This is a genomic window from Streptomyces violaceoruber (assembly GCF_033406955.1).
Lineage (GTDB): Bacteria > Actinomycetota > Actinomycetes > Streptomycetales > Streptomycetaceae > Streptomyces > Streptomyces violaceoruber.
Genome location: NZ_CP137734.1, coordinates 1,487,462 through 1,503,919, shown reverse-complemented (window position 1 = coordinate 1,503,919; position 16,458 = coordinate 1,487,462). Strand labels below are relative to the sequence as shown.

Annotated in this window: 11 protein-coding genes and 2 pseudogenes; 4 read left to right on the top strand and 9 right to left on the bottom strand. The window is 69.5% G+C overall.

Features of this window, described 5'->3' with window-relative positions; translation table 11 throughout:
• Window positions 1-23 precede the first annotated feature (23 nt).
• The 4 genes from R2E43_RS06705 to R2E43_RS06690 form a co-directional block, all read right to left on the bottom strand.
• Window positions 24-470, bottom strand: a complete 447-nt coding sequence (locus R2E43_RS06705; protein ID WP_003972598.1) for a DUF7144 family membrane protein — start codon at window positions 468-470, stop codon at window positions 24-26.
• Window positions 471-500: 30 nt separating this feature from the next.
• Window positions 501-974, bottom strand: coding sequence for an SHOCT domain-containing protein (locus tag R2E43_RS06700; RefSeq protein WP_003972597.1), 474 nt, complete (start codon window positions 972-974; stop codon window positions 501-503).
• Window positions 975-1,356: 382 nt separating this feature from the next.
• Window positions 1,357-1,560, bottom strand: a complete 204-nt coding sequence (locus R2E43_RS06695) for a hypothetical protein (protein WP_003972595.1) — start codon at window positions 1,558-1,560, stop codon at window positions 1,357-1,359.
• 25 nt (window positions 1,561-1,585) lie between these two features.
• On the bottom strand, window positions 1,586-2,119 hold the full coding sequence (locus R2E43_RS06690; protein ID WP_332056010.1) for an HdeD family acid-resistance protein: 534 nt from the start codon (window positions 2,117-2,119) through the stop codon (window positions 1,586-1,588).
• A 339-nt stretch (window positions 2,120-2,458) separates the two neighbouring features.
• On the opposite strand from R2E43_RS06690, the gene R2E43_RS06685 reads away from it, so the two are divergent.
• Window positions 2,459-3,091 (top strand): potassium channel family protein, encoded by a 633-nt coding sequence (locus tag R2E43_RS06685; RefSeq protein WP_003972593.1) that lies wholly within the window; start codon window positions 2,459-2,461, stop codon window positions 3,089-3,091.
• Window positions 3,088-4,497, top strand: coding sequence for a DUF2252 domain-containing protein (locus R2E43_RS06680; RefSeq protein WP_003972592.1), 1,410 nt, complete (start codon window positions 3,088-3,090; stop codon window positions 4,495-4,497). The genes R2E43_RS06685 and R2E43_RS06680 overlap by 4 nt, the downstream gene beginning before the upstream one ends.
• Before the next feature lie 46 nt (window positions 4,498-4,543).
• Here R2E43_RS06680 and R2E43_RS06675 read toward each other — a convergent pair whose 3' ends face one another.
• The 4 genes from R2E43_RS06675 to R2E43_RS06660 form a co-directional block, all read right to left on the bottom strand.
• Entirely contained in the window at window positions 4,544-4,741 is a 198-nt protein-coding gene (locus R2E43_RS06675; protein ID WP_003972591.1) for a hypothetical protein, read from the bottom strand.
• Between the two features lie 141 nt (window positions 4,742-4,882).
• Window positions 4,883-5,416 (bottom strand): hypothetical protein, encoded by a 534-nt coding sequence (locus tag R2E43_RS06670; protein ID WP_003972590.1) that lies wholly within the window; start codon window positions 5,414-5,416, stop codon window positions 4,883-4,885.
• Window positions 5,413-7,086 (bottom strand): MFS transporter, encoded by a 1,674-nt coding sequence (locus R2E43_RS06665; RefSeq protein ID WP_003972589.1) that lies wholly within the window; start codon window positions 7,084-7,086, stop codon window positions 5,413-5,415. Before R2E43_RS06665 ends, R2E43_RS06670 begins: the two co-directional genes overlap by 4 nt.
• 97 nt (window positions 7,087-7,183) lie before the next feature.
• Window positions 7,184-9,862 (bottom strand): LuxR C-terminal-related transcriptional regulator, encoded by a 2,679-nt coding sequence (locus R2E43_RS06660; protein ID WP_016327708.1) that lies wholly within the window; start codon window positions 9,860-9,862, stop codon window positions 7,184-7,186.
• A gap of 909 nt (window positions 9,863-10,771) precedes the next feature.
• Here R2E43_RS06660 and R2E43_RS39115 point away from each other — a divergent pair.
• A pseudogene (locus R2E43_RS39115) lies at window positions 10,772-11,870 on the top strand (IS110 family RNA-guided transposase).
• A gap of 748 nt (window positions 11,871-12,618) precedes the next feature.
• Here the strand turns inward: R2E43_RS39115 and R2E43_RS06645 are convergent.
• Complete coding sequence (locus tag R2E43_RS06645) at window positions 12,619-15,996, bottom strand: type ISP restriction/modification enzyme (RefSeq protein ID WP_332056009.1); 3,378 nt, start codon at window positions 15,994-15,996, stop codon at window positions 12,619-12,621.
• A 265-nt stretch (window positions 15,997-16,261) separates the two neighbouring features.
• Between R2E43_RS06645 and R2E43_RS06640 the strand changes: the two are divergent.
• Window positions 16,262-16,458 (top strand): annotated as a pseudogene (locus R2E43_RS06640) (VapC toxin family PIN domain ribonuclease); the annotation flags it as partial.

The following is a 16,458-nucleotide window of genomic DNA, read 5'->3' as shown; positions in this document are numbered from 1 at the left end:
TGCTCTTTCGCTCTGTCACACGTCTAGTCAGGGCTGCGTTCCCCGGACAGGTCGTAGAGGTTGCCGCCGGGCTTGATCACGCTCAGGGCCCAGATGATGAAGCCCGACATGGTGATCATCACGACGGACCACAGCGGGTAGTACGGCATGGAGAGGAAGTTGGCGAGGATCACGAGTGCGGCGATGACCACGCCGGACACGCGCGCCCACGTCGCGATCCTGAGCAGCCCGGCGCCGATGATCACGGCGAGTATGCCCAGGACGAGGTGGATCCAGCCCCAGCTGGTGAGGTCGAACTGGAAGATGTAGTCGGGTGTGGTGACGAAGACGTCGTCCTCGGCAATGGCCATGATGCCCCGGAGGGTGTCGAGAAGGCCGACGAGCAGGAGCATGACGGCGGCGAAGACGGTCAGGCCGGTCGCCCACGCCTGCCTCGACGAGTGCGTCGGCCGGGTGTGTGTGGCGGTCATCGTGCGCCTCGATTCGTGGCGTGCGGATGGTCAGCGGGCGGAAGGGCTGGATGTGGTGGGAGCCCGGCCCGCGTGTTCCGCCGGGCCGTGGCCGCTCAGGACCAGCTCCTTCGCCCTGCGGAACTCCTCGTCCGTGATGGCACCCTGATCGCGGATCTCGGAGAGCCGGGCCAGTTCGTCGACGCTGGAGCGCCGTCCGCCGCTCGCGGTCTTCCTGATGTAGGCGTTGAACTCCTCCTGGCGGGCGCCGGCGTGTTCCGTCTCCCGGCGGCCCATGTTCTTCCCGCGTGCGATGACGTAGACGAATACGCCGAGGAAAGGCAGGAGGAGGCAGAACACCAGCCAGCCGGTCTTGGCCCAGCCGCTCAGCCGGTCGTCGCGGAAGATGTCACCGATGACCCGGAAGAGCAGGACGAACCACATGATCCACAGGAAGACCAGAAGCATCGTCCAGAACATGTTGAGCAAGGGGTAGTCGTACGCCAGGTAGGTCTGCGCGTTCATGTCCGTCCTCCGTCCCGGGCGGGCCGTCGTTGCGTACCGACCTCAGGGTGGTCATGGGACTCAGCGCCCGGCATCACCCGGCACGGGTGAGCTGGCCGCAGGTCCCGCGGCTGCCGCCAGGACCGCCATGGCGATCAGGGCGGCTGAGGTGATCCCGAGGACGAGCGCCACCGTGGTAACCGCGGGGTCGTTCCTGAACAACAACGTCAACGCTCCACGACGGCGCCGGTGGCCCACGTCCGGTGCTTCGCCAGCAGACGTCCCGTGGATCCGGTGTCCGGTCGGTGAGCCGGTCGGTCGAGGCGTCCTGCACGGCCGGTGCGGACGCCAGCGGCGTCACGGTCGCCACGTACCGGTCGGTGTCGGAGACGGTGTCATGCACTCAAGCCGCGACCACGGCCAAGGGGGCGAGCAACAGAGTCAGCAGGAGAAGGACCGAGGAGCCGGCGACGCGGGCCCGCCGGTGCCGTACCGACGCCTGCCGGCGCAGAAGCTCGTACTCCGCCCGCTCACCGGCCGACAGGGCGGGGGAGCGGGCGCCAGGCCCGCCGGAGTCGGGCGATCCGGCCGGGGTGGTCGGGGCCATCGATGTTCCTTCCACCGGCCCGTGGTCAGGTCATGGCTGCGGGCGTTCCTGCCTTCGGCGGGCGTGCCCCGCGCAGCGCGGACCGCCACCCCAGGGCGGCCACCGCCTCGGCCAGCCCCAGCAGGACCAGCCACAGGCCGAGAAGCCGGATCAGGGCACGGGCTGACTCCGCGGGCAGCGCGAGGACGACGATCCCGGCGACGACCGCCAGTACCGCCATCCCCGTGACCAGGCCGCGGTGCGGCAGGTTCTGGGTGACCAGGGCGGCGTAGAGGGTGAGGACGCCGGACACCAGCCAGACCATGCCGACGATCAGTGACAGCGCGGCGATGGTCTGCAGCGGGTTGCGCAGACACAGCACCCCGGCCAGCAGGTACAGCACGGTCAGCAGGAGCCCGGGCAGCCGCTCGTGTCCCTCCCGCGCGAAGACGGCTACGAACCGGAACACACCGGTCAGCAGCAGGTACAGGCCGACGAGGACGGCCAGGAAATGCGGGGTCGCCTCCGGCCAGACCAGGACCAGGACGCCGGGGACCAGTGTGGCGACGGCCGATCCCATGAGCCAGGTCCAGGACCGGCCGAGCCGGGTGAGACGTGCGCAGGGTCGTCCATGGCTCCGGAAACCGCCCCGTCGGACCGCCTCCCCGGCCCGGGGGTCCCGCCGCATCTCGGGGCACGGTCATGGCGCCTCCTCGCGGACCGGGCCGGTCGCCGCCGGACCGCCCGGTGGGGACAGCCCGTGAGCACCGAAGGACTGGTAGGCGTCCGTTTCAGGGTCGGGGCCGGCACCGAGGGCCGGGATCACCCGTCAGGGGTGATCCCGGCCTGACGGCGGGGCAGTGAGGTGGGATTCGGGAACACCTGTCCACCGGGCCCGGACGAGACGAAGAGACGTGAGATGAGCGATACCACCTCAGGAGACAGCAAGGGCCGCACCTCGTCAGGACCGCCCCCACGTGGCGGGCTCCGTTCCCGCCGAGCCGCCGGGGCGATCACGGTCGTGCGCGCTGTGTGCGTCACCGTCGGGCTCGTCACCGCCTACTACCTGCTGCCCCTGGACGAGCGGCTCACGGCCGGTACAGCGGTGCTGCTGGTGTGCGGCCTGCTCGCGGTCCTCCTGGTGTTCTGCTGGGAAGTGCGGGCCATCGCACGTTCCCCTCATCCACGTCTGCGAGCCATCGAGGGCCTGGCCGCGACGCTGGTGCTCTTCCTGGTCCTCTTCGCCGGCTCCTACTACCTGCTGGAGCGCTCCGCGCCCGGCTCGTTCAGCGAGCCGCTGAACAGGACGGACGCGCTGTACTTCACCCTGACCACCTTCGCCACCGTCGGCTTCGGCGACATCACGGCACGCTCCCAGACCGGGCGGGTGCTCACGATGGCCCAGATGACGGGAGGGCTGCTGCTGGTCGGTGTCGCCGCCCGGATCCTGGCGAGCGCGGTGCAGGCAGGACTGAACCGCCGGCGCCGAGGGGCGACGGCTCCGCCGCGTTCCGCAGCCGGGTCCGTGGAAGAACCGGAGGCCGGACCATGACGATACCGAGCGCCTTCACTGCCTCCCTGCCACCGGCCGAGCGAGCCGCGTACGGCAGGAAGGCCCGTAAGCGGGCCTCGCGTTCGTGCCACGGCTGGTACGAGACGGGACAACGACGAGGCGATCCGGTCGACCTGCTGGAGCGCCAGTCCGGCGAGCGCGTCCCGGCCCTGGTGCCAATCCGCTACGGCCGCATGCTGGAGTCGCCGTTCCGTTTCTACCGGGGTGCGGCAGCGATCATGGCGGCGGACCTGGCGCCCCTTCCCAGCAGCGGACTCCAGGTGCAACTGTGCGGGGACGCGCACCCGTTGAACTTCCGGCTTCTGGCCTCACCGGAGCGCCGCCTGGTCTTCGACATCAACGACTTCGACGAGACGCTGCCCGGCCCCTTCGAATGGGATGTCAAACGTCTTGCGGCCGGGTTCGTGATCGCGGCCCGGTCGAACGGCTTCTCGCACAAGGAACAGGACCGCACCGTACGGGCCTGTGTGCGGGCCTACCGGCAGCGCATGCGGAAGTTCGCCGGCATGCCGACCCTGGACATCTGGTACGCCCAGGACGACGCCGACCACATACGGCAACTGCTGGCGACGGAGGCCGCGGGGGAAGCGGAGCCCCGGCTCAGGAACGCAGCCGTGAAGGCCCGCACACGCACCCACACGCGAGCGTTCGCGAAACTCACCCGCGTCACGGCCGAAGGCCGGCGCATCACCCCCGACCCGCCGCTGATCACCCCACTCGCCGATCTGCTCACCGACCCGGCCGAAGCCGGACGGGAGGAGGAACTGCGGTCCGTCCTGAAGGGCTACGCACGGTCACTGCCGCCCGAGCGCCGGCACCTGCTGCGCCACTACCGGCTCGTGGACATGGCCCGCAAAGTGGTCGGCGTCGGCAGCGTCGGCACCCGCTGCTGGGTACTGCTCCTGCTCGGCAGGGACGACGACGACCCCCTGCTGCTCCAGGCCAAGGAAGCCTCGGAATCGGTGCTGGCGGCCCACACGGGCGGCGAACGCCACGCAAACCAGGGCCGCCGGGTCGTGACCGGCCAGCGCCTGATCCAGACCACCAGCGACATCTTCCTCGGCTGGACGCACGTCACCGGCCTCGACGGGAAGGGCCGGGACTTCTACGTACGCCAACTGTGGGACTGGAAGGGCATTGCGCGACCGGAGACCATGGGACCCGAACTGCTCTCCCGCTTCGCCCGGCTGTGTGGAGCCTGCCTGGCCAGAGCCCACGCCCGCTCCGGCGACCCCATCGCGCTCGCGGCGTACCTGGGTGGCAGCGACCGCTTCGACCGCGCGCTCACCGAGTTCGCCCACGCCTACGCCGACCAGAACGAACGCGACCACGAAGCCCTGAGGGCGGCCTGCCGCTCCGGCCGGATCACGGTCGCCCGGGTGTGAGGCCGCCGTGGAACGGCGAGTGGGCCCACGCACGCCGTCCGTGGCGTCATTCCGGGAGTTGCCGCATCTCCATGACGCGCAGTCCCAGTGACTGGCAGCGGGTGAGCAGCCCGTACAGGTGGGCCTCGTCGATCACCGTGCCGAACAGGACGGTCTGGCCGGACATGACGACGTGCTCCAGTTCCGGGAACGCGTTGGCCAGTGTCTCCGACAGGTGTCCCTCGATGCGGATCTCGTAGCGCACGAGCGGTCCCTCCACCGGACGGGGCTCGGGACACCGTCCGGGGCTCCGGGGCGGACGGTGTTCTGTGCGACGATCCTGCGCCTTCTCGCCCTCCGGCGCCCTCACCCGGTACAGGTGACTCCGGCGCAGGACCCGTGCCCTTCAGTGCGTCACTGCGATCTTGACGACGACGATCGCCAGACCGAGCAGTACGTTGACCGTCGCGGTGATGGCCATCAGCCGCAGTGGGGCGCCCGCGCGGTGTGCCGCGGCGACGGACCAGCCCACCTGTCCGGTGATGGCGACGGACAGCGCCAGCCACAGGGTGCCCTGGACGTCCAGCCCCAGCACGGGGCTGACGGCGATCGCCCCGGCCGGAGGCACGGCGGCCTTCACGATGGGCCACTCCTCGCGGCACACCCGCAGGATCACCCGCCGGTCCGGAGTGCGCCGCGCCAGACGCGCACCGAACAGCTTGGCGTGTACGTGGGCGATCCAGAACACCAGGCTGGTGAGCAACAGCAGCAGAACCAGTTCGGCGCGGGGGAACGAGCCCAGGGTGCCGGCGCCGATCACGACGGAGGCCGCGAGCATGGAGCCGTAGACACCGCCGGTGTAGTCCGCGTGGGCCCGGAGCGCGGCGCGCCGCTCCCGCCGGTCCGTGGACCGCCCTGTCCCGGTCTCGCCCGCGGTCACCTGTGTCTCCTCGCGCTCAGCCTGTCGGCCCCGGAAGGCCCGGAAGGCCCGGCTGTCCGGCTCCCGGCACCGGGTTCGGGTTCGGGTTCGGACGGGCGGCCTGCCCGGGCGGTCGGAAGACGTGAGGTGACCAGGAAGCTCGCGAGCGCGACGCCGCCCGTGGCCAGGATCGCCGCCTTCAGCCCATCCAACTGGGCGGAGGCGTAGGAGTCCGTCACGGCGTCGACCTCGGACGGCGGCAGCCCGGCTTCCTCGGCCGCGGAACGCACCTGCTCGGTCGGGACGAAGGTGATGCCGGCTTCCAGACGGACCCCGACCTCGTCCCGGGCGGCCGGGGACAGCCGGGGGTCGTCCGCGACCTGGGTGGTGAAGGCGCCTGCCAGCGCGCCGACCAGTATCGAGCCGATGAGCGCGGTGCCGAGCGACGAGCCCAGATTCTGGGCCGTGAACTGCAGCCCTCCGGCCTCGCTGCGTTCCTCCTCACCGACACCGGACTGCACGACGTTGCCGAGTTGCGAGGCGAGCAGACCGACGCCCGCCCCGAGCACGGCCATCGCCCCGGCGAACTGGGCGTCGTCGATGACCGGGTCGATCGTGGCGAGCAGCCATACCACGGCCGCCGCCAGAATCGCCAGGGCCAGCCGCACCACCCGGCGCGGTCCCATCCTGTGCCCCAGCGCGGACCCGCACAGGGAGGTCACCAGCATGGTGGCCGACACAGGCAGCAGGCGCAGCCCGGTCTGGAAGGCGTTGAAGCCCTGCACCACCTGGAGGTAGAGCGGGATGGCGAAGAACAGGCCGAGGAGGATGAGGTTCTGGCTGAGCAGGGTTGTCAGGCCGGCCCGCAGTACGGGTCTGCCCAGCAGGGACAGGTGTACCAGAGGGTCGGTGCCCCGGGCCTCTCGTCGCCCTTCCCAGACCCGGAACTGGGCCAGCACGGCGATTCCGGCACCGATGACGAACAGGGTGGGGGAGAAGCCCAGGACGGTGAAGGGAGGGTTGCGGGGCTCGATCCAGCCCCAGGTGCTGCTCTGCAGCACCCCGAGGACGCCCAGCCCCAACCCGGCCGCGGAGAGGGCCGCGCCGACCCCGTCCAGTCGGGGGCGCTTCGCGGCCGGGATGGGCGTCGCGATCACCCGCCGGCACAGCAGCACGACCACGACGACGAGTACCTCACCGGCGAAGACCAGCCGCCAGGTGAGGTAGGTCGTCATCCAGCCGCCCAGCAGTGGGCCGACCGCGATCCCGGCGCCGGCGAGCCCTCCGACGACCGCGTAGGCGATGGCGCGGTCCCGTCCGCGGTACGACTCCGCGACCAGGGCGGCCATGGCCGGCAGCACCATCGCCGCCCCGAGCCCCTCGATGACGGACCAGCCCAGCGTGAGCACCCACAGGCTGGGTGCCACGGCGGTCACGGCCGACCCGACCCCGTAGACGGCCAGTCCAGTCAGGAACATGCGCCGCCGTCCCAGGATGTCCCCGAAGCGGCCTCCGATGAGCATGAAAGCGGCCATTACCAGCGCGTACAGGGTGATGACGGCTTGGATGGCGGTGACCTCCGTGTCGAAGTCCTCGACCAACTGGCTGATCGACACGTTCATCACGGAGGTGTCCAGAACCATCAGGAACTGGGCCGTACCGAGGACTGCCAGGGCCCGCCAGTGCTTCACGTCGTCTCACCTCGCCGGGTCGGCCGGTGCGCTGCGGCACGTTCCTCCCATCGCACCTCTGCGGCGGCGCCGCGTGCCTCACCCCTCGCGGGGGAGGTCACAGGAGGCCGAGGTCGCGCGCCCGGCGTACCGCGTCGCCGCGCCGGTTCACCGCCAGCTTCCGATAGGCGCTCTTGAGATGGGTCTTCACCGTGTTGACCGACACGTACAGGTCGGCGGCGATCTCCTCCGCGGACATCATGCGGGCCAACCGGCGCAGCACATCACGTTCGCGTCCGCTCAGCTCCACCGGTACCAGGAGCGCGAGGTCGGGCCCGGACCGCACTGGTTCGCCGTGTGCTCGTGGCCTGCCGGGCCGGAGCCAGCCCTCGGCGAGTTCGTGCAGCGGGGCTGTGGCCAGCAGCGGCTCGATCCAGTCTCCTGCCTGGAGGAAAGGGCGCCGCAGTCGCTCGCGCCGTGCGTCGAGAAGCGCACGTGCGACGAGCCGGCGGGCGGTGGCCGTGTCACCCGACTCCTGCGCCACCCGGGCCCGCACCAGCGCAGCCCCCACACTCACCGCGGGGCCGGTGCGTCCCTCGGCGCGAACGGCGCCGAGCAGTTCGGCCGCCGCGCGGGGACGCCCCGCGGCGACCTGGATCCTCGCCGCTTCCACGGCGCACACAGGTTGGTCACCACCGACGCCGTGGAGAAGGCGCACGGCTTCGTCCGGCCGTCCGTCGGCGAGGCAGGCGGCTGAGCGGACGACCGCCGCGTGACTCTCCGCCCATGGAGACGTCACCGCCGCGGACACGGCCGGATCCGCCGCCTCGGCGGCGGCGTCCGCTTCACCGCTGTCGAGGAGAAGGCGTGAGAGGACAAGGGCCCGACCCGCCGTGGGGACCGGATCGTGCTCCCGGGCCGGGAGCCGGGCCGTCTCGTCGAGCAGTACTCGGGCCGGGCCCAGTTCCTGTCGGTCCACGGCCACCGCGGCCAGGACCAGCCGGCCCAGGCCCGGGCCGGGAGGCCGGGGCAGACCCGCCCGCTCGGCCTCGGCCACCGCGGCCAGAGCCCTGCGCTCCGCCCGGCCGGGCCAGCCGCCCAGGTAGTCGAGCAGGGCCAGGTGCCCCATCGACTCCGTCCGGGGCAGGACGGTGGCGGATCCGCCCGGGGCACTGGCCACACGGGTGAGTACGGCACGTGCGTCGTCGAAGCGTCCTTCCCACAGGCGGGCCGAACTCACGTGTGTCATCAGCAGGGCGGTCAGTTCCGGGTGCTTGTCCAGCAGGTGGTCAGGCAGGTCCTGGCGCAGTTCCTCGGCCGTCGCGGCGGCCTGCTCGGCCCGTGGAGGGCATCCGGTGAGCCGGGCGGCGAGCGCCTCCAGCAGCGCGCAGCTCAGCCGGGCCGCCGCCAGGCCGGGAGACTCCTCGGTCTCGGAGAGCTGTTCCTGGGCCCGTCGCAGCCGGCCCAGCCCTTGATCGAGGTCGCGTCGGTCCAATGCCACGGCCGCCCGCACGAGGTCGCTCGCCGGGCTCCTTGCTTCGGGCCCCATGCCGCTGAAGAGCTGGGCCAGAGCGTCCGAGCGCAGGCCCGTGAAGAGCTGCCCGATCGCGAGGTCGTCGACGAGCGCGCCGGCGGCCAGGTCGAAGTCGCCGCCGGCGGCTCCATGGGCGAGCGTCTCCGGGAGGAAGCCGGAACGGCGTAGCCATCGCGCGGCTCGCAGGTGCAGCTCCGCTTCCGCACTGGGCAGGCGTTCGCGCAGGTGGGCTCGGAGTATCTCCCGGAAGAGAGGGTGCAGCCGGTACCAGGAGTGTCCCAGCCGCTCGATGAACGCGTTCTCCCGGTGCAGGTTTGCGAGGAGCCGTTCGGAGTCGGTCCGCAGTGTGAGGGCGTCGGCCAGGTCCGGGCAGAATCGGTCCAGGACGCTGACCCGCAGCAGCAGGTCCTGCGTCTCCTCCGTCCTCCCCTTAAGGACCTCCGCCAGCAGGAAGTCCGCGACGGTGCTGTGGTCCGCCTCGAACTCCTTCAGATACCGCTCGGGGTCGGTGCTCTCCCGGGCCGCCAGGGCGGACAGCCGCAGCCCGGCGGCCCAGCCCCGGGTGCGGTCCACCAGGGCGGACGTGGCAGGCCCGGGAAGGTGCACCCCGTGCAGTCGCAGCAGTGCTCCGGCTTCCTCCGGCGTGAAGGACAACTCGGCGCCGCGGATCTCGGTCAGTTGGTCGGCCGCCCGGTAGCGGTGCAGCGGGAGCAGGGGCTCGGTGCGGGTGACGAGCACGAGGTGCAGTCCCGGCCCGGAGTGGTGAAGGACGAACTCCAGCTGCCGGGCGACCTCGGGGTTGGTCATCCGGTCGTACTCGTCGAGCACGAGGACCACGGGATGGTCGAAGCCGTTCAGTTCGGCGGCGAGCGACGCCAGCAGCCGTTGCCCCACGCCGCTCGCGTCAGCGGGTGCCCCCGCGGCGTCGGCCGCCCGTGCCCCGCACAGGCGCAGGGACTCGAAGACGTAGGCCCAGAAGACACCGGGCCGGTGATCGCCGGCCTCTACGGTCAGCCAGGCCACCGGCAACCGCAGACCCGCTGCCCAGTCGGCTGTCAGAAGTGTCTTCCCTGCGCCGGCCGACCCGTTGACCAGCGTCAGCGGTGTGCGTAGGGCCTGATTCAGGTGAACGAGGAGCCGCTGCCGCCGCAAGAAGGTGGCGGGCCGAGAGGGAAGCGCGAACCGTGTACGCAGGTACGGATCCCCCAGCGGGTCGGTGCCCGACTCGGCCGGTGACCGCCCAGTGCCGTCGGAGGGGCCCACGTCCCTCACGCCCACGGCCCCGGGCAGAGCCAACGCGAGAACGGCACGTTGAGAGGGGGCGCCGGACGGACGCCCATCTTCGCGCTGAGCGGGATGAGGATGACGGGTGCGCCCGAGCAGGCGCTCCGACAGCGCATCGTGACGCCCCCTTCCGGCGGCGACCGCGCCGCCGCGGTGGCCGGCCGTGGGATCTTCCGAGTCCCAGGGAAGCGTGGCAGGTGCCGCCCTGCGGCTGGTACCAGTATCGCTTCCGGCACCCGTCTGGGCATGTGGAAGGCTTGACCGGCCCCTGGGCAGGCAAGGAAGGCGATCTGGGCGGCCCGCTCCTGGCAACGCTTACTGGACAAACCGAACAGGCGCAGCGCAGGGGCGGTTGAACTGCGAGGCACGGGAGGGTTCGGTTCGAGATCACCGTCGGCAGGGTCCTCGCGATCGCCGTCGGCCGTGCCTCGTGGGCTGCTGTGGGCGACTCCATCCTCGTACGGGTCCGTGGGAGCAGGCAGCGGAGCGTTCCAGGCTGCCCACGCGTGCAGCGCTGCGATGTGTGCGCCGTGCGTGGGACGCCCACCCGAACGAACCGGACGCTTGTCACCCCGATGGGTGATCCGTCCACGCCCAGCACCAGAGGCCCTGTCGGTGCCGTGGTCCCCCGTACGGCGACCACGGGGCACTCGAAGTGTGCGGCGAGTGTGCAGTGCCGTCCCGGACGGGAGCCTGACTCGTGAGACTTTCAACCGAAGTGTCCAGTCACGGGCCTGTCGGCTGCCGTTTCGGGATGCTGCCTGCCACCGAGCCACAGGGCGTGTCCCCATAGGGACCTTGCCGACGATCAGGCGCCATCACAGTTCAGACCGCCCGAGCAGCCGGTGTCATCCACTCAGCACGTCACCACGTGGGAGGCGAACCATCATGACGACCCGACAGAGCAGTACCTCCTCAAGCACGGATCCGCCGGTTCGGCGCGAGGTCGTCCTGGGAGTGGACACGCACGGCGAGGTGCATGTCGCCGCCGTGATCTCCCCGCTCGGGAAGGTCCCGGGAACCGAGTCCTTTGCGGCGACGGCGGCCGGTTACAGACAGTTGCTCGTCTGGGTACGCAAGCGGGGGGCGGTGCGCCGGGCGGGCGTGGAGGGTACGGGCACTTTCGGACGGGCCTCTCCCGCTACCTGCTGGCCCAGCAGATCGAGGTGTTCGAGGTGAACCGGCCCGACCGGTCGGCCCGCCGTCTGCTCGGCAAAGTCGGACCCGCTCGATGCGCGGGCCGCAGCGCGAGCCGTGCTCAGCGGTCGTGCCCGGGCTCGGGCCAAGTCCGGCGATGGTCCGGTGCACAGCGCCCGGATCTTCAAGCTCGCCAAGGGCTCCGCGGCCAAGGCCCGCACCCAGGCGATCAACCAGCTCAAGGCCGTCCTGGTCATCGCCGACCCCGCCCTGTGGGAACGCATGTCGAGCCTCGGTAACGCCGAGCCGTTCCGCACCTGCGCGCACCTCGGCCCACCCGGCGGTGGGGGAGACGAGGACGCGGTGACCCAGGCCACCCGCATGACCCTGCGCATGCTCGCCGAGCGCATCGAGCAGCTCACCGCTCAGATCAACGAGCTGAACCAGCACCTGAACAGGCTCGTCGAACTCCATGCCCCGCAGCTGCTCGAACCGGTGGGCATCGGCCCGGACAGCGCAGTCACTCTCCTGATCACCAGGGGAGACAACCCCGAGCGGCTGAACACCGAGGCGTCCTTTGCTGCCCTTTGCGGAGTCAGCCCCCATCGAGTACTCCTCCGGCCGGCGAAGAACCCGGCGGCTCAACTACGGCGGCGACCGCCGGGCCAACGCCGCCCTGCACCGCATCGTCTTCACCCGGCTACGCGTCGATCCCCGCACCCAGGCGTACTTCGAACGCCGCACCCAGGAGGGCAAGACCCGCCGTGAGATCATCCGATGTCTCAAGCGTTACGCAGCTCGCGAGGTCTTCAACCTGGTCAGACAGGTTCCCTGCACCCCCGCGTTATAGGGGCGTCTGTGAGACGTGAGAGGGTCGGAGCCGTGAGTGAGACACCGCCGAACACCCTGCAATACCGCTTTGACGGGCCAGAAGAGGCCCCGGTCCTGATTCTCGGTCCCTCACTGGGTACCACATGGCACAGGTTGTAGAGACCGTCCAGGGGCGTCTACGCCAGTCCAGTGCGGGCATAAAATAGCAGGTCAGGACCTGCTGGTCTGGGAGGGTCCGCCCAGTTGGTGATCCCGGTGTGACAGACGAGTGATACGGCATGGCCCCGCCTGGGGGCTGTGCGTGGAGCCGTGAGACGACGAAGCCGCACCGGAGAGCTCCGGCGCGGCTTCGTCGTGAGATCGGCTGCGCTGTCGGGCACGATGCGTTGGGCGTCTCATGCGGCCCGTGTCCCTGTAACGTTTTCGGGGCGCGCCTACACTTTGCGATTGCACTCACATATGAGTCTGAAGAGGCGTTTCCTTCAGTGAGCGCTCCACCTCCTCGATCATCACGGATCTGCCCAATCGGGGTGAGGTCGACCTGGGTGTGGACACGCACGGCGAGGTTCACGTCGCCGCTCCAGTCTCCCAGCTTGGGAAGGTCATGGGCACCGAATCCTCTCCGGCAAGGGCCGCCGGCTGCCGACAGCAGACGTGTGCAACCGCCAGACTGGATGCGGTTGCGCCGTGCCGGGGTCTGCGGCGGGGCGTCGTCGCGCAAATATTCCGTTGAGTTGCGGGCGTCAGGCACTCAGGCCGGGCGGGTATCAGTCCGAGAAGCCGAGGCTCTCCTGACCAGGCCCGGGGGCGCGTCGAGACTTCCGCGGCGGTTTCGGTTCCTTGGTTGCGTAGGCAGGTACGGGCAGGATGCCCTCGCGCCGTAGGTCGTCGGTGCTGATGAGCGGACCGCTGCTCACTGCGTCCAGCAGCCGTGCCTGTCGGGGTTCGAGGGCTACGAGGAGCCCGAGCGCGTTGATGAGGTCAAGCAGGTCGACAGTCCACCGGGCAGGCCAGGTCGGGGGCAGGATGTCGTTCAACGGGGTCTGCCGTTCCACGTCTGGCTTGCGCTTGCGGAAGCTGAACCACTTGCGGATCACCTGCACCCCGCCGATCCGATAGTCCCAGACTTCCGGCGCCACCGGACGTATGCAGCCCGTGCCCACCGTGAGGGTTCGCGTGGACGCGTCGTAAGAGATGTCCGCAGGTAACCCGTCGTCCTCTCCGATCACGACGACGCATTCCGGTTGTTCCTCCGGGGGAAGCCTTGGGGACGAGCCAGGTGAACTGTCGTGGTGGGAGGCGAAGCGCTGGCCGTACGTGTGGATCCACACCGTGCGCCTGCCCACTTCCACGAGCTCCGCCCATAGAGCCGGGTCGCGTGTTATGGGGATACGGACACCGCGCTCGGCGAGGTTCGCGGCGAAGCGGCGGGTGTAGCCGCTGTGGCTGGCTGTTCCCGCGATGTACGCGAAGAGGTCCTCGGCGGTGACCGTTACGCCGTGCGTCTTGGTGAGAAGACGCAGCAGGCCAGGGGTGACGTTTGGTTCAGCCTGGTGGGGGTGGCGGTAGAGAGGGGCGACGCGGCCGCCTTCGGTGCCTTTGAAGTGGTGCATGTCGGGCAACAGGGCAGTGAAACTCACCGCCGGCCCCGGACGGCCTGATTCCGTGTGGAGTTCGGACAGGTAGATCTGACGCTGGTCGTTGTGGGCGAACCACAAGGCCGGCCGCGGAAAGTCGATCACTCGTCTGTCCGCGATGATGTACTGCCTGTCGAAGGTCATCCGGCCGTAGGGAACAGTGACCGGCAACGGCTCCTTCTCCGCGGTAAGGCTTTCCCTTTCCTGCTGGCCGGGCAGTGGTGGTTCCGGCTTATCCGGACGGCGGTCTCTGGTGGTTTTCAGCAGTGCGGCCTTGTCCTCCGCTGGGGCTTGGACGAGTCTGCGCCACCGGCTCTCCAGGACGTCGCGGCTGGGTGAGACGGGCCAGCTGCGGTTGTTCTTGTTGCCGGAGCTCGTCCAGGGCAGTAGGGCGTCCACCGTTGGCATTGCCGACCACTCGGAGTCGGACAGGACGTGAAAAGGCGCGGTCCACTGTGTGGGGCATAGTTGCCAGGAGGTCCCGTCGCGATGACCGTCGAGGCCAAGCCCTTCCAGCCAGTTGAACTTCTCCTCGCGTGTGCCCGCGGGGACGTCGAGTCGCCAGACCCGCGCCGGTGTACCCGCATCCGGGGCGCCACGGCGGACGAATACGGCGATGCAGATCTCCCGCTTGACATCCTGGAAGACACGGGTGCGCGTGTCGGAGTAGGCGCCCTCGGGGGAGAGACCGATGATCCAGCCCTCGTCGGCTGCCTCGCGCAGGTAGTGGCGCATGCCGGCCGAGCCCTCGCTGTCCAGGTATCCGGAGTTGGTGATGAGGGCAACGATCCCGCTGGGGGCCTTCGGCGCTCCCGAGGCGGCCAACTGGTCGAAGACCTTCCAGGTGGACCACGCCCAGAAGTAGACGTAAAGGTTGTCGAGGGCGTATCCGACGCGTCCGTTGTCCTCTGGGTGGAAGCGGGCGAGGATCGGGCCCTGGCCGTTCGGGTTGCCCTCGGTGACCCAGCGTCCGATGCCCGACTGTCTCGCACCCCGCAGGTAGGGCGGATTACCGATGACCACCATGACCTTCTCGTCCGCCTTGATCTTGTTCGCCATTCGGCGGTGGCGGGCGATCGCCTCGTACATGAAGCCCAGGTGGTGCTCGACGGCTGGGTCGTCGAGTGTGTCGGCCACCAGAAGCCTCGGCGGGCGGCGCGTGATGTCGGCGTCGTGGGACCGGAAGGCGTGGTGCACACGGAGTTCGGCGACGGCGTACGGCCCGGTCTGTTTCTCCAGCCCGACCAGTCGGCCTGAGAGTTCTCGGAGAAGACCGGACTTGAGCGTCCTGCCGTACTTCAGTGACAGGGACTTGGCGACGTGGTCGATGATGTTGATGAGGAAGGTCCCGGTGCCCATGGCCGGATCGACGACGGTGACGTCCTCGCTTCCGTACCCGTCCTCCTGGCCGAGCCGGTCTCGCAGCACCTCGTCGGTGAAGCCGACCATGAAGCGGACGACCTCGCCGGCCGTGTAGTACGTACCCGTCCGCCGTCGCAGTTCCGGGTCGTAGGCGCTCAGAAAGCCCTCGTACAGGTGGAGGTAGGCGTCTCCGGTCTCGTCCTTGAACATCTCGGGGTCGACGGCCGACAAGACGTCGATCAGCGGGTCGATGATGCCCCGCAGATCGTCGAGGGCGTCGTCCGTCAGCACCGCGAGCGCCTTGCCCATCAAGGAATGCCGCTTGCCCAGTCGGATCGCGACCTCGGGAAGCGTGAGCCTGCCCAGATCAATGTGCTCAAGACGAGCCAGCAGCATGGCAAACGTCAGCGTCTGACTGTATTGGTCCGCGAACTCCTCCGGGCGAGCGTCGGGGAAGAGCAGGTCCTTCCAGTTGTCGGCCAGGATCGAGAACGCAGCGTCAGCCTCTCCGTGCTCCTCGCGGGTGAGACGTTCGGTGACCTCGTCACGCAGTAGGGCGCAGATTCCCGCGATGCGCTTGACCAGTTCGTTGACGCTGTCGTGGACGATGGGCGCCGGCAGGAAGAAGTGCGTGAGGGCACGCTCGAACCCGGTGTCCGCGACGACGAGTTGCCGGCTACCGGAATCAAGGTCTCCGACCAGGATTCCGGTCGGGCCGACCTGTACGCCGAAACGGTAGACCGCCCACTGGTATCCGTCGGTGTACAGCACATTGTGGAGTGCCTTGATCTTCTCCCACTGCTTGCGGTCGTGGCTCTTCACCGACCACTTCTCCGGATCGGCCCCCGAGCCCGGCTGCTTCAGCTCGACGTGCCCTATGGTCCTGCTGCCGCAGGCGATGGCGAAGTCGGGCCGTATCCCGAGTTCCTTGATACGACTCTGACCGTGGACGATGAGCTTGAGGCGTTGCCGCCAGGCCATGCCGCGCAGCAGATGCTCCACCGGCGCGGTCAGGGTGTCCTCCTTACTGCTGACTGCCCCTGCGGGACCTTGCAGCTTGGCCCTGACCTCCTCGCCGAACTGGGTGACGAGGTCCGCGACCGATCCGGTCGTGCCCTTTCCCGCCCAGACGTCCCCTCTTGCCATCGGCCCCCCCCAAGGTTGCACCCACGCCGACGATCAGACCCATACAGAATGCCCATGACATCTCAAGCAGCAAACACCAGTGGATGTAGGTTGATTGGTGACAAGCCGCCAAAGCTGCGCGTACGAAGGTGGGTTGGAGCGTGAGCCCGGAGTGCGTCCCGGGCGTGCGTCAACGTGCGGAGCGCAATCGGTGGACGGTACGGCGATCTTGCAGACACGTTGGGGCGATCGCGGGGGCAGCGTGCGTGCGTCAAACGAAGCCACCATGGCTGCGGGGCTCCTGGTATGTCCCCGCTGCTGCTCTCGGAGATCGACCACGTCGCCACGCGCGAGCTCGGCCGTGAAGCGGCGCTCAGCGCGGTCGACGCTGTCCGACATTGGGTGCGACGAGGCCGCGCCGTTCTGTCCGAGATCACCGATGATCATCTGAGTGCCACCCAGTCGGTGCGCGCCCGCTATCGC